This is a genomic window from Flaviramulus sp. (assembly GCF_982512915.1).
This window is the reverse complement of sequence record NZ_CEWOCJ010000004.1, coordinates 1-14,445: the sequence shown is the minus strand read 5'-3', so window position 1 is coordinate 14,445 and position 14,445 is coordinate 1. Positions and strand designations below refer to the sequence as shown.

At 32.0% G+C, this 14,445-nt stretch carries 13 protein-coding genes; 7 read left to right on the top strand and 6 right to left on the bottom strand.

Annotation, left to right across the window (positions count from 1 at the left end):
- Positions 1-24: 24 nt before the first annotated feature.
- Together AC1XJX_RS03785 and ahr are read right to left on the bottom strand one after the other, a co-directional pair.
- Complete coding sequence (locus tag AC1XJX_RS03785; protein ID WP_482002629.1) at positions 25-1,797, bottom strand: ABC transporter ATP-binding protein; 1,773 nt, start codon at positions 1,795-1,797, stop codon at positions 25-27.
- Positions 1,798-2,066: 269 nt separating this feature from the next.
- Entirely contained in the window at positions 2,067-3,074 is a 1,008-nt protein-coding gene (ahr, locus tag AC1XJX_RS03780) for an NADPH-dependent aldehyde reductase Ahr (protein ID WP_482002628.1), read from the bottom strand.
- A 139-nt stretch (positions 3,075-3,213) separates the two neighbouring features.
- Here ahr and AC1XJX_RS03775 point away from each other — a divergent pair, with 139 nt between their 5' ends.
- Positions 3,214-3,828, top strand: a complete 615-nt coding sequence (locus AC1XJX_RS03775; protein ID WP_482002627.1) for a fumarylacetoacetate hydrolase family protein — start codon at positions 3,214-3,216, stop codon at positions 3,826-3,828.
- Positions 3,829-3,837: 9 nt separating this feature from the next.
- On the opposite strand, the gene acs is transcribed toward AC1XJX_RS03775, so the two are convergent.
- The 4 genes from acs to AC1XJX_RS03755 form a co-directional block, all read right to left on the bottom strand.
- Positions 3,838-5,745: an acetate--CoA ligase gene (gene acs, locus AC1XJX_RS03770; RefSeq protein ID WP_482002626.1), complete on the bottom strand. Its 1,908-nt coding sequence runs from the start codon at positions 5,743-5,745 to the stop codon at positions 3,838-3,840.
- A 53-nt stretch (positions 5,746-5,798) separates the two neighbouring features.
- Positions 5,799-7,520: a sodium:solute symporter family protein gene (locus tag AC1XJX_RS03765; protein ID WP_482002815.1), complete on the bottom strand. Its 1,722-nt coding sequence runs from the start codon at positions 7,518-7,520 to the stop codon at positions 5,799-5,801.
- Positions 7,513-7,770 carry a DUF4212 domain-containing protein gene (locus tag AC1XJX_RS03760; protein ID WP_482002625.1) on the bottom strand — a complete coding sequence of 86 codons (258 nt, stop codon included), beginning with the start codon at positions 7,768-7,770 and terminating at the stop codon, positions 7,513-7,515. Before AC1XJX_RS03760 ends, AC1XJX_RS03765 begins: the two co-directional genes overlap by 8 nt.
- 114 nt (positions 7,771-7,884) lie before the next feature.
- Positions 7,885-9,240 carry an alanine/glycine:cation symporter family protein gene (locus tag AC1XJX_RS03755; RefSeq protein ID WP_482002624.1) on the bottom strand — a complete coding sequence of 452 codons (1,356 nt, stop codon included), beginning with the start codon at positions 9,238-9,240 and terminating at the stop codon, positions 7,885-7,887.
- Between the two features lie 101 nt (positions 9,241-9,341).
- On the opposite strand from AC1XJX_RS03755, the gene AC1XJX_RS03750 reads away from it, so the two are divergent.
- The 6 genes from AC1XJX_RS03750 to AC1XJX_RS03725 all read left to right on the top strand — a co-directional run bounded on the left by AC1XJX_RS03750 (position 9,342) and on the right by AC1XJX_RS03725 (position 14,252).
- Entirely contained in the window at positions 9,342-10,451 is a 1,110-nt protein-coding gene (locus AC1XJX_RS03750; protein WP_482002623.1) for a heparan-alpha-glucosaminide N-acetyltransferase domain-containing protein, read from the top strand.
- Between the two features lie 145 nt (positions 10,452-10,596).
- Complete coding sequence (locus tag AC1XJX_RS03745) at positions 10,597-12,138, top strand: AsmA family protein (protein ID WP_482002622.1); 1,542 nt, start codon at positions 10,597-10,599, stop codon at positions 12,136-12,138.
- A gap of 282 nt (positions 12,139-12,420) precedes the next feature.
- A complete protein-coding gene (locus tag AC1XJX_RS03740) occupies positions 12,421-12,792 on the top strand; it encodes a transposase (RefSeq protein WP_109683531.1) in 372 nt (123 codons plus the stop codon).
- Positions 12,792-13,643 carry an IS3 family transposase gene (locus tag AC1XJX_RS03735; RefSeq protein WP_482002814.1) on the top strand — a complete coding sequence of 284 codons (852 nt, stop codon included), beginning with the start codon at positions 12,792-12,794 and terminating at the stop codon, positions 13,641-13,643. Before AC1XJX_RS03740 ends, AC1XJX_RS03735 begins: the two co-directional genes overlap by 1 nt.
- Before the next feature lie 89 nt (positions 13,644-13,732).
- Positions 13,733-13,972: a ribbon-helix-helix domain-containing protein gene (locus tag AC1XJX_RS03730; protein WP_482002621.1), complete on the top strand. Its 240-nt coding sequence runs from the start codon at positions 13,733-13,735 to the stop codon at positions 13,970-13,972.
- Positions 13,965-14,252 (top strand): type II toxin-antitoxin system RelE/ParE family toxin, encoded by a 288-nt coding sequence (locus tag AC1XJX_RS03725; RefSeq protein ID WP_223439556.1) that lies wholly within the window; start codon positions 13,965-13,967, stop codon positions 14,250-14,252. The genes AC1XJX_RS03730 and AC1XJX_RS03725 overlap by 8 nt, the downstream gene beginning before the upstream one ends.
- The last annotated feature ends 193 nt before the right edge of the window (positions 14,253-14,445 follow it).

The window sequence follows — 14,445 nt, the reverse complement described above, 5'->3', positions numbered from 1 at the left end:
CTAAGATAAGGTTTAATAAAATATCTAAATCTTAGCTTGGTACGTATACAAATCATAATATCTTCCTTGTTTAGCAATCAATTCATCATGGGTACCACGTTCAACTATATGGCCTGCTTCAATAACTAATATCTGATCTGCTTTCCTTATAGTACTTAAACGATGAGCAATAACAATAGTGGTTCTGTCTTTTACTAATTCATTTAAACTCTTCTGTATCAGTGCTTCACTTTCAGTATCTAAGTTTGATGTGGCTTCATCTAAAATAATCACCTTCGGATTTGCTAAAATAGCTCTGGCAATAGCTAAACGTTGACGCTGACCTCCAGAAAGCTTCACACCTCTTTCTCCAATTAAAGTATCCAAACCTTCATCAAATCTATCTGTAAACTCGTTTACGTAAGCGGCTTTTACAGCGTTTTGTAATTCTGCTTCCGAGGCATTAGGTCTTGGAAACATAATATTTTCTTTAATGGTTCCTTCAAATAGAAATTCATCTTGTAACACCACACCCAAAAACTTACGATAGCTGCTCAATTTTACTTTTGATAAATCTTGATTATCAATACTAATTTTACCTGTTTTGGGTGTTAAAAAAGTAGCAGACAAGCCTGCTATGGTAGATTTACCAGAACCAGAACTCCCTACTAAAGCAGTTACTGAACCAGCTGGTGCTTTAAAATTGATATTGTGTAATACTTGTTTTCCTTCTTCATATGAAAAGGAAACATCATCAAACTCAATATTACCTTGAAGATTATCTAATTGAATGTGGCGTTCTTGCGCTTCTTCCTCGGCAGTCATATTCATAAGTTCTTCTGTTCTATCCAAACCTGCCAAAGCTTCGGTTAATTGACTACCAATGTTACTCATTTGAACAATAGGTGCAATCATAAAACCAAGTATAAGTGTGAAAAATAAAAAGTCTCCAGTTGTCATTTCACCTAAAATCATATAGTAACCACCAATACCCATAATACCGGTAGTAGCAACACCAATTAAAAATGTAGATGAACTTGTCATAAATGCTGTGGCAGTTAGACTTTTCTTGACGTTTTGATAAAGTTTTTCAACCCCTTTTTCAAAAACTGTATTTTCTTGTTGTTCTGCATTAAAAGCTTTAATTACTCTAACACCTGCTAATGTTTCTGTAAGTCTGCCAGTTACCTCTGCATTAATTTTTCCACGAACTCTAAAAATAGGGCGAATATATTTAAATGCTCTTAATGCGATGTATCCAAAAATAGAAAGAGGGATAAATACAAAAAGTGTCATCCAAGGATTCAATTTTATCAAAATAACTAATGAAATAATAGCTGTGAAGGAGCCTCCAACTAATTGAACTAAACCAGTACCAATAAGATTCCTAACACCTTCAACATCTGTCATAATTCTTGAAACCAAAGCTCCCGATTTTGTGTTATCAAAAAAACTTATTGGTAGAGTTAATACTTTTTTCTGTACCTGCGCACGTAATTCGCTAATTAGATACTGCGCTTGTACACTTAAAATACGAGTTAGTAAAAAAGAAGTTACAGCTTGGATAGCAATAGCACCAATAACAATTGCTATTAATGAGTATAATTGAGAATAATCTTTATTTGGGACAACCTCATCTAACAAAACCTTACTTTGCCAAGGTAAAACTAATGCCGATAAACTTTTAATAACTATTAATATCAAGCCAATAAAAACGAGATTTCTCCGCGGCCAAATAATAGTTTTAAAGGCCTGTGCCATTGTTACTTTAGGTTTTAATAACTCTTTATCTTTTTTTGATGATTTTAAATGCTGCATTATTAATTTTATTGGAAACACTTTGTAAAAATACTCATAATAGTAAGATAAGCTATACAATCTAAAAATTAAAAACCACTCTTTTTGAGTGGTTTTTTAAAATCGAAAAATGGAATAATTCTTCTAAGCTTCTAAGTTCTTTTTGCTTTTTTAGCAAGTTTTGCAGCTTTTTTTTCTTTTGGAGTTAAAACCGCTTCTTTTTTTACATTCTTTTTTGCGTCTTGAGATTTTGCCATGTTTTGTAAATTTAGTTAGTTTTTTATTTAAAATTATGCTTTTAGTACCAATCTAAATCGAGCTTTACCATCTTCAAAATGTTTAATTGCTTTATTGATATCTTTCATATCAAACTCTTCAACAGTTGGGTAAATATTATGTCTTACACAAAATTCTAACATTTTCCGTGTTAATGCCACACTTCCTAAGGAGCTTCCACCAACAGATTTTTCACCCATAATCAAACTAAATGCTGGAATAGCCATAGGTTCTAAAACAGCGCCTACACTATGTAATTTACCTTGTGGTGCTAAAGTAGTTAAAAAAGAATTCCAATCTAAAGTCACATTAGTCGTATTCAAAATAAAATTTAAAGAGCCAGCAATACTAGCTAAAGCTTCCGGATTCGTAGAATCAACAACATGGTGTGCTCCCATTTTTAAAATATCTGCTTTCTTGTTTGGGTTAGAACTAAAGGCTGTAACCTCGCATCCCCAAGCTTTTAAAAACTTAATAGCCATATGCCCTAAACCACCAACTCCAATAACACCAACTTTATCGGTAGGTTGTACACCAGATAGAACGATAGGATTAAAAACAGTAATACCTCCACAAAATAAAGGGCCAGCTTTAGCTATATCTAATCCTTTTGGTAATAAAGTTACCCAAGACCAATGCCCTCGAACCTTGTCTGCAAAACCACCATGACGACCAACAATAGTGCTTTCAACAGTACCACATAAATGTTGATTTCCACCTATACACTGGTTACATTGCATACAAGATTCAGAATACCAACCCATACCAACTTTATCACCAATTTTAAGATTTTTAACCTCACTACCTATAGCTACTACTTCTCCAACAATTTCATGCCCAGGTACTAATGGATACTGAGACATACCCCAATCATTATTTATCATACTTAAATCTGAATGACAAACACCACAATAATGCACTTTAATATCAACATGTTCGTTATCTATTTCAGGTAAATTGTATTGAAATTCTTTTAATTTACCACCAGCTTCATCAACAGCATAAGCATTTACTTTCATCATATTATTGTTTTTTATCATTAAAAAATCTACTTTATAAATTTAATATTATTTAAATATTTTAAATACAATTATTAGTTAAAGTTCTAAAAATAATTATAATCTATTTTATTACTTTTACAGGCAAAATTTAATTTTAATAATGAAAATAATAGGAATAGGAAAAAATTACGTTAACGATACAAGTGAAGTTAATTCGATTAAAAATGGTGATCAAACTATTTTTTTAAAAGCTGAAAGTACTTTAGTTTCTAATAATAAAAATATAACTTTCCCTGAAATTACTAATGAACTGCTTTATGAAGTTGAATTAGTTTTAAAGATTGGTAAAAAAGGAAAAAATATATCTGAAAAGGAAGCTTTAAGTTATATTTCTGAAATTGGAGTTGGAATAGATTTTACTGCCAAAGATGTTTTAAATAAAAGCCGCGAAAACAAAGGTCCTTGGGCTTTAGCAAAAAGCTTTGATGGTGCGTCTCCTGTTTCTGGTTTTAATGCTGTTTCTAAATATAACGATTTAAATAATATCCATTTTAGTTTACTAGTAAACGGACAAGAAAAGCAAGTTGGAAACACTAGCTTTATGATTTATAATTTTAATGAAATCATTGCTTTTGTTTCAAACTATATGACTTTAGAGCCTGGTGACTTAATTTTTACTGGCACACCGGCAAGTGGTGCAGGACAAAATTTTAAAGGCGACCATTTACAAGCTTTTATAGAGGGCGAACTACAATTAGATTTTAAATTAGTTTAAAAATTAACACTATAAAGCATTATCTATAATCTCTTGAACAACTTCTGGATTTAAAAGCGTACTTGTATCTCCTAAATTACTCGTTTCTTTACAAGCAATTTTACGTAATATTCGACGCATTATTTTCCCACTTCTTGTTTTTGGTAGTCCGCTTGTAAACTGAATTTTGTCAAGTTTTGCAATGGGCCCTATATGCTCTGTAATTATCTGATTGATTTCTTTGCGTAGGTTATTGTGGTCTCTAGTTTCACCTACATCTTTTAAAATAACATAGCCATAAAGTGCGTTCCCTTTAATATCATGCGGAAAACCAACTATGGCACTTTCAGCAACAGCAGGATGCTCATTAATAGCATCTTCAATAGGAGCTGTTCCTAAATTATGGCCAGATACAATAATAACGTCATCTACTCTTCCAGTAATTCTATAATAACCAACCTCATCGCGCAAAGCACCATCACCTGTGAAATACTTATTTTCATATGCTGAAAAATAAGTATCTCGATAGCGCTCATGATTTCCCCAAATGGTTCTAGCTATACTGGGCCATGGGAATTTTATACATAAGCGTCCGTCTACCAAATTACCTTTTATTTCTTTACCATTTTCATCCATCAATGCTGGTTGTATACCAATAAAAGGTAACGTTGCATAGGTTGGTTTTGTGGGCGTAACAAAAGGAATAGGGGTTATCATGATACCACCAGTTTCGGTCTGCCACCACGTATCAACGATGGGGCTTTTCTTTTTACCAATATTGTCGTTATACCAATGCCATGCTTCTTCATTAATAGGCTCTCCAACGGATCCTAAAACTTTTAAGGATGATAAATCGTGTTTTTCAATTAACTCAATGCCCTCTTTTGCTAAAGCACGAATGGCTGTAGGTGCCGTGTAAAACTGATTTACTTTATGCTTTTCTACAATCTCCCAAAAACGACCAAAATTTGGATAACTAGGTACACCTTCAAACAAAACTGTGGTAGCGCCATTTAGTAATGGGCCATAAACTATGTAACTATGTCCCGTAATCCAACCTATATCAGCAGTACACCAATACACATCATTTTCTTTATATTGAAATACGTTTTTAAAAGTATATGCTGTATAAACCATATAGCCTGCGGTTGTGTGCACCATACCCTTTGGTTTTCCTGTTGAACCAGAGGTGTAAAGAATAAAAAGAGGATCTTCAGCATTCATAATCTCAATATTACAATCTTCATAAGCCTCATCTAAAAGTGGTTGTAACCAATGATCTCTTCCAGCTTCCATTGAAATTTCTGAATGAATACGTTTTGCCACTAATACGGTTTTAACACATGTACAATCTTCTAATGCATCATCAACAATACCTTTTAAATCGATAGTTTTCGCACCACGATAAGACCCATCACTGGTAATAACCATTTTACAATCACTATCATTAATTCTGGTTGCTAATGCCGTAGCTGAAAATCCTGCAAATACAACAGAGTGTATCGCACCAATTCGAGCACAAGCTAAAACAGCTATGGCTAATTCTGGAATCATGGGTAAATAAATACAAACACGATCTCCTTTTGTAATACCTTGATTTTTTAAAACATTAGCAAATTTATTTACACGTTTATAAAGTTGTCTGTAAGTTATATGTTCTGAAGCTTCGTCTGGATTGTTAGGCTCAAACAAAATGGCTGTTTTATCACCACGGGTTGCCAAATGCCTGTCTATACAATTTTCGGTAATATTAAGTTTAGCTCCTTCAAACCATTTAACTTCTGGTTTTGTGAAATCCCAACTTAATACCTCATCCCATTTTTTTCGCCACATAAAGTGTTCTTCTGCAACTTCTTCCCAAAAATTTTCAGGTTCTCTTATGGATTTTCTATAAACTTGATAATATTCTTCTAAATGTTTGATGTGATAATTACTCATGTTTGATTAAAAATATTTTATTTAAAAGTAAATAAATTTTCTAGAGGATACTATTAATGATTGGAAGCCTCTCCTGCTCCACTTGGTATTCTTATTAATTCTACAATTTCTTGAACATCTTGTGGTGGTTCGGGTGTAAATTTCATAATAATTACAGAAATTATAAAATTTAAAAACATGGCTACAGTTCCAAATCCTTCAGGGGAAATACCAAACCACCAATCGGCTTTAGTGCCGCCACCAAACCACCCAAACTTAAATTTAGTCATATAAAATAACATGGATAAAATACCAACAACCATTCCTGCAATAGCGCCTTCTTTATTCATTTTTTTATAAAAAATACCTAAAATAATGGCAGGAAAAAAAGATGCTGCTGCTAAACCAAATGCTAAAGCTACGGTTGCCGCTACAAAACCTGGCGGATTAATTCCAAAATATCCTGCAACACACACTGCAACTACTGCAGATAATCGTGCTGCTATTAACTCCCCTTTTTCTGAAATATTAGGGTTCATCATTTTCTTAATTAAATCATGAGAAACAGAAGCAGAAATAACTAAAAGTAAACCAGCTGCTGTTGATAGAGCTGCTGCCAATGCACCAGCTGCAACTAAAGCTATAACCCAATCTGGTAGTTTTGCAATTTCTGGGTTTGCTAAAACCATGATATCTTTATCTACAACTAATTCGTTTTTTGCTTCATCTGCAACATATTGTATAAGTCCATCGTTATTTTTATCGTTAAAAACAATTAAACCTGTAGTCTCCCATTTTTTAAACCACACAGGTACTTCTGCATAGGGTTTATTAGATACCGTCTCAATCATATTAGTTCTAGCAAAAACAGAAACCGCTGGCGCTGTAGTATATAAAATAACTATTAGTAATAGTGCTAAACCTGCAGATTTCCTAGCATCTTTCACTCTCTTTACTGTAAAAAAACGTACAATAACATGTGGTAAACCTGCCGTACCTACCATAAGGGCTAATGTAATTGCAAATACATCTATCATAGATTTTGACCCTTCTGTATATTCATTAAAACCAAGATCGGTACTTAAACTATCTAATTTATCAAGTAAAAAAGTTCCAGAACCATCGGCCAATGTGCTACCAAAACCTAATTGCGGAATTGGATTTCCTGTTATTTGAATAGAAATAAAAATTGCTGGTACCATAAAAGCAAAAATAAGTACACAATACTGTGCAACTTGTGTATATGTGATACCCTTCATACCTCCTAGCACAGCATAAAATAATACGATAAGCATTCCTATGATAACACCTGTGTTTATATCAACCTCTAAGAAACGAGAAAACACAAGCCCTACACCTCGCATTTGTCCTGCTACATAAGTAAACGACACTAAAAGCGCACAAATAACTCCAACTAAGCGTGCCGTATTTGAATAATATCGATCTCCAATAAAATCTGGTACCGTAAACTTTCCAAATTTTCGTAAATAAGGCGCTAATAATAAAGCTAAAAGTACATAACCGCCAGTCCAACCCATAAGATAAACTGCGCCATCATAGCCATCAAAAGAAATAATTCCAGCCATAGATATAAAAGATGCAGCACTCATCCAATCTGCTGCAGTTGCCATTCCATTAGCCAAAGGTGAAACTCCACCTCCAGCAACATAAAACTCTTTAGTGGAACCTGCGCGTGTCCAGATAGCAATCCCTATATAAATTGTAAATGTAATTCCTACTAAAATATAAGTCCAATTTTGAACTCCGAACGACTCAACGATAAAAAGACTATTCATCATACCCATATTTTTTATCAAGTTTATTCATTAATCGAACATACACAAATATGAGTATAACAAACACATACATAGACCCTTGTTGCGCAAACCAAAACCCTAATTTAAATCCTCCTAGTTTATAATGATTTAAGTAATCTTTAAATAATATCCCAGCTCCGTAAGAAACTATAAACCATATTACCAAAAGTAAAAGAACGTATCTTATATTTTCTTTCCAATAAGCCTTTGCGTTGTTATTTTTTTTCATAATCTATCGTAAATAAATTTTTATTGTTTGTGTTTAATATTCAAAATTAATAGAATTTATATAATTAAGGAGGTGTATATCCATCTAAAACAAGGTAGTATTAGGTCTAAAATTTCAAATTCGTTTTAAATATGCTCTAAATTCTTTTATAACTTTTGGTGCTAATATAATTGTGGATAACATGGTTGGAATAGCCATAAGTGCAAATACCCCATCAATTAAATTAAGCATCATACTGAATGGTGTGGTTGCTGCCAAAATAATGCTGATGATATAGATGTAATTGTAATAGTGTTTGTTATGGTCTCCTATTAAAAAAGAAAGACACTTGGTTCCATAATACGAATAAGAAAACAATGAAGAAATACTAAAAATAGCAACACAAACCATTAACAAGTATTTACCATATAAAGGCATCGTATGTGTAAATGCAGCAGCTGTTAAACTTACACCATTATCTGAAGTCGTTTCCCAAACGCCTGTAACTAAAATGGCTAAAGCAGTTAGTGTACAAACTACTAATGTATCAATAGCAGGTCCTAACATGGCTACTAAGCCTTCGCGAATAGGTTCGTTTGTTTTAGCTGCACCATGCGCCATGGGTGCTGTACCAATTCCTGCCTCGTTTGAAAAAGCACCTCTTCGGATACCTAATAAAATTAAAGCTCCCAAAATACCTCCGTAAAAAGAATCGCCTTTATAGTTTTCAGCAGAAAAAGCATCCGTAAAAATCATCATGAAATATTTTGGAACTACTTCATAATTTGATATCAAAATAAAGACTACCAAAGCAAAATATAGTATTACCATACTCGGCACCATTTTAGAAGCTGTATGACTTATTCGTTTTAAGCCTCCCAAAATAATTGAAGCCGTTAAAATAACCAATATAAATGCAAAAATAAGATTCGATTTAAAACCTACTTCTACACCATTAGGGATTAAGATAATGTCGTTTATGGCCTGTGTTAGTTGATTAACATTAACAACTGGTAAAGCACCTAGCATGCCAAATAAACAAAACATAGCTGCCAATGGTTTCCAAGATTTACCTAAACCTTCCATTATAAAATACATGGGTCCGCCTTGCAAATAACCAGCACTATCTTTACCACGATACATAATGGCTAGTGTGCAAGTAAAAAATTTAGTGGACATACCAACTATGGCACTTACCCACATCCAAAACATGGCTCCTGGTCCGCCAACAGAAATAGCTACTGCTACACCTGCAATATTTCCCATACCAATAGTGGAAGATAATGCGGTAGTTAAGGCTTTAAAATGACTAATCTCTCCTGCATCGTATACATTATCATACTTACCGCGTAACACTTGAATAGCATGCCCCAAATACCTGAAAGGTAAAAATCTAGATAGTATTAAAAGATATAAACCGCCTCCTATTAACAAAATTACTAATGGTATCCCCCAAGCTAAATCTGAAAAGGTTTTAATAAGCTCATTCATCAATAGTGTCGTTTTAAGTTTTAATTTTATAAATATATCATATAACCAACATAAACTTTTAATATTTAAAACTATATTTATACTTAATAAACTAACTAATCTTGCAAACTAATCGTTTATACTTCATAGATGCTGTTAGAGCATTTGCTATTTTAATGATGCTTCAAGGGCATTTTATAGATACCCTTTTAAATCCCGTTTACAGAAATCCTAACTACACAATTTATAATATTTGGAGTTACTTTAGAGGTATTACGGCTCCTGTTTTTTTTACTATTTCGGGGTTAGTTTTTGCTTATTTATTATTGCGTGCTTATGCTAAAGGTGCTGATAAAGAAAGAATGAAAAAAGGCATTTTTAGAGGTTTGTTGCTCCTTGTTATTGGGTATAGTTTGCGCATCAATCTTTTAAGCTGGTTAGATGGTTATTTTAGTTCGTACTTTTTGGTGGTTGATGTTTTGCAATGTATTGGCTTGTCCCTTTTATTGCTGGTACTATTACATAGTCTATTTAAAAAACACAGTTATATTTTCTCAATAGTACTTTTTACCATTGGATGCTTATGTTTTGTAACTGAACCACTTTATAGAGCTTTAGTTATAGAAGATGTGCCTTCATTTTTTGCTAATTACATATCCAAAGCCAATGGGTCTGTTTTTACAATTTTACCATGGTTTGGTTACTCTGCCTTTGGCGCTTTTTTATCAACTATATTTTTTAGGCACTCAAATAAATACCATTTTAAAAACATAACAGTCACCACATTTTTTGTAGTTGGTTTGCTTTTAATTTATGTATCAACTCCATTATTAATTTTTCTTTCAAAAATTACAAATATTGAATTATTTCAGTTAAGCGCAGATTTTAATTATTTGTTTATCAGACTTGGTAATGTGTTTATTTTGTTTGGTATATTTTATGGCTTAGAACGCTTTTTAAAACAATCATTAATAACAAAAATTGGAGAAAAAACACTTTCTATCTATGTAATTCATTTTGTTTTACTTTACGGAAGCTATACTGGATATGGCCTTAAACGTTATTTTAATAAATCATTAGAACCTTTGGAAGCTGTTTTAGGTGCATTAATTTTCATGATTGTTGTTTGCTTTATATCTTTCCATTATGCAAAAACCAATCATTTTGTATATAGCCTAATTAGTAAAATGGTTCGTAAATTTAAAAAGCGTCGACGTAAAAGAAGTTACTAGAGTTAAAAATTAAAATTATTAAAAAATCAATTTTAACCTGTAGCCATATTTCAGGACAAGACATTTTGAATGACCTTTAACCAATCTTAAAACAAGTAAATTAACGCAACGTTATTTTCATTAATAATTTTTTGTAAATTTCGTTATGAAAATTTCACTGTCAAAAATTATCAAATTCGCTTTAATCATTATTGTAACTTTATGTCTTGCAGCTTTGGTCTCAAAAAGCTTTATAATTAGTGAAATTGAAGCAACGCTGTCTGAAAAACTACCCCAACAAATACATTTAAAATACAAAGACATTAGCCTAAACACCTTTGCACGATCTTTTACCATCAATGAGCCTAACTTACAATTAACGGACACTACTGGACATATTATTGTAGGGGCTATTACAATAAAAGAAATCGCTATCAAGAATTTTGGTCTTATTGATTATATTTTTAATAAGAATATTTCTTTCAACACTATTTTACTAAACACACCAAAAGGTTTTATTCATAATAATTTCAATCTAAGAGATGATAAAAACACGACTATTTCAAATGATGATAAGATCATTGAAGCTATTACATTAAACCATTTTATTATTGAAAATGCTAACTTAAAACTAATTGATGACACCAAAGATTCGCTAAAACTTTCTGCAACTAATTTCAACCTAAAAGTAGATGACATTAGCATATCTGACATCAGTACGAACCCAGGACTTATATATAAAAGCTATACGATAAACTCTGATTCTATTTTAATGAAGTTAGGTCCTTTTGAGAACCTAAAAATTAAACAAATTAAAGGAACACATTTAAATACCATATTAAGTGAGGTTGAATTAAAGACAAAATATAAGCCACAAGAATTACACCACCATATTTCAACTGAGCGCGATCATTATGACCTCGGAATTGACACCATTAGTCTAGCGCATATTGCATTAGATTTGAATTTAGATCAGCCAACTATAAATCTTCATGTTTTAGATCTAATTAATCCAAATTTAAAAATTTACAGAGATAAACTAGTTTCTGATGATTTAACTAATAAACCCATGATTAGTGAAATGATTAGGAATATTCCTTTAAGATTCAAAATTGACAGTTTTAATATTAAAAATGCGGGAGTACGTTATAAAGAACGTGTACACTCTTATAACTCAGGCGGTGAATTGATTTTTACAAATAGTAATATCAATATTCAAAACTTAACCAATATAGATAGTATTAGTCCTTTAAAAATAAATATTCACTCTAACTTTTATGGTAAATTTCCCGTTACGGCAGAATGGAACTTTGACCTCTACAACCAAAATGACAACTTCACTTTTAAATCAGAGATAGATGCTTTAGATTTAAACGAGATAAATACCTTCTGTACTCCTAATCTTAATACGGTGATGTCTGGGGAGTTTAAAAAATTATACTATACAATTTCTGGCAATAAAAATAACTCCACAATTGATTTAAAAGTGGATTATACAGATATTAAAATAAGCATCCTTAATAAAACGCACAAACAACGAAATAAATTTTATTCTACGCTAGCAAATCTAGTAGTTTCTCACAGTTCTGAAACTAAAAAGTCACAATACAAAGAAGCTCAAACTGAAGTAAAAAGGGACAAATCAAAATCTAATATTAACTTTATTGTCTTGAATATTAAAAATGGATTGGCCAAAATTCTACTTTAGCAATTCGTCCTATAATGACTTTACCAAACTTTTGTATTTCAGATGAACTTATAACAAGTATTCAAAAAACACTGAGCAAATATTAAGGAATTAAAAATAACGAAAGGCTAACACCGTATATAATTTATTGCTAGTTCTAGCCTACTTACGAAAATCCTCGCGGATTTTCTATTCGGTTTTTATTTGCTAAATTAGGTGCTTAACCACGCAACAAACCATATACATCAACGTTATAGCCAATTATGACCCGTCCTGAATAAAGGCTACATAATTTTAAACATTATGTACAGAAATGACAAAGTAATTAGACGGTATTCAGAACCTTTTAAATTAAAAATTTTAGCCGAACTTACAACCGGAAAGCACACAAAGAGCGAACTTTGTAAACTCTACTCTATCGCACCTACAACTGTAAATGAGTGGATTAAAAAGTACAATCGTAAAGACTTAATGAACACCAGAGTAAAAGTGGAAACAAAAGACGAAATATCTAGAATTAAAGCGCTTCAAAAAGAGATTGAACAGCTAAAAAAACTGTTACTTAAAAAGGATCTCGATGCTATGGTATTAGATTCATACCTGGAAGTAGCTGCTGAAGATCTTGGCTATAAATCTGTGGCTGAACTAAAAAAAAAGTTAAGTATAAAGCCTTAATTAAAGCTAAAGAAAAATCTAAGGGATTTGCTTCTTTACAGACTATAACTCATTGTTTTGGACTTAAACGTGATGCGTATTATAAATACAAATCTAGAGCTGATAAGTGTTTAAAACTAGAACAACAGATTATAAACATAGTCGGTAAAAAACGTAAATCCCTTCCTAGAGAAGGGGTTCGTAAACTTGTAAAATCATTGGATAATGAATTTACTAAAGCCAATCTTAAAGTTGGTAGAGACACCTTGTTTAACGTGCTTAGAAAATACAATATGCTTACACTTAGAAAGAAAACTAGTGCTAGAACAACCAATTCACATCATCGTTTTTATAAGTATAATAACCTCATAAAAGACATGGAAGTTACTGGACCAAACCAAGTTTGGGTATCTGATATTACCTATATCCGAACCATAAAAGGGTTTTGCTATCTCGCGCTTATTACAGACATGTATTCTCGTAAAATCGTAGGATACGACCTAAGTGATAGCCTAGAACTTAATGGATGTGTCAGAGCACTTAATAAGGCTATTTATCAAGCTAAAGACATTAAACATCTTATCCATCATTCGGATAGAGGTATACAATATTGTAGCAATGTATACACACAAACATTAAAAAGAAATAAGATAGATATTAGCATGACTGAAGAAAATCATTGTTATGAAAATGCCATGGCCGAACGTGTAAACGGCATCTTAAAAGATGAGTTCTATCTCGACCAAACCTTTGATAACGTAGCACACGCTCAGAGAGCTGCAAAAAATGCAATTAATTTATACAACGAAATAAGATTACATTTATCTTTAGACTATAAAACACCTAATATGGTATATAAATTATCAGCTTAAAAATCAATTTTAACCTGTAGCCATATTTCAGGACAAGACATTTGGAAAAGATGCGTATTTGGTGTATATTTACATCAAATAATTAAATTATGGCAAGACAAAGCATATCATTCACAAAACCAAACGATGAATGGCTAAAAACTCAAGTGGACAAAAAAGAATATTCTAGCAAGAGTGAACTCGTAAATGACTTAATCAGACAAGCCCGAAAACAACAAGTTGAAATTAATTGGGTTCGTGCTAAATTGGAAAAAGCTGAAAACAGTGGATTTACAAGCGATAGGAAAAATGAAATTCTAGCTCAATCAAAGTCTTTACTTAATGACTAAATACAAATTAAGTAACGAAGCGAAAAATGACTTGATAAGAATTCATCATTACGGAGTAAGAAAGTTTGGGATGACTCAAGCGGATAAATACTTTGAATCATTTTTTGAATATTTTGACATTATTGCTCAAAGACCCTATTCTTTCGAATCCGTTGATTATATAAAAAAAGATTATAGACGCTGTGTTTGCGGGATTGATAGTATTTACTTCAAAGTAAATGAGAATGTTATTGAAATTATGGCGATTGTTGGTAGGCAAGATTTGAATGAAAAATTATAGAAAAATAAAAACTGTTGCCAACACCGTGTGTAATTAATGGCTAGTTTTGGCTTGCTTACGAAAATCCTAGCGGATTTTCTATTCTGTTTTTATTTGCTAAATTAGGTGCTTAAACACGCCACTAATCATACACATCAACGTTAGGCAAAATATATCAGACTTAATAGAATATGAATTTATTAAATAAACTTTA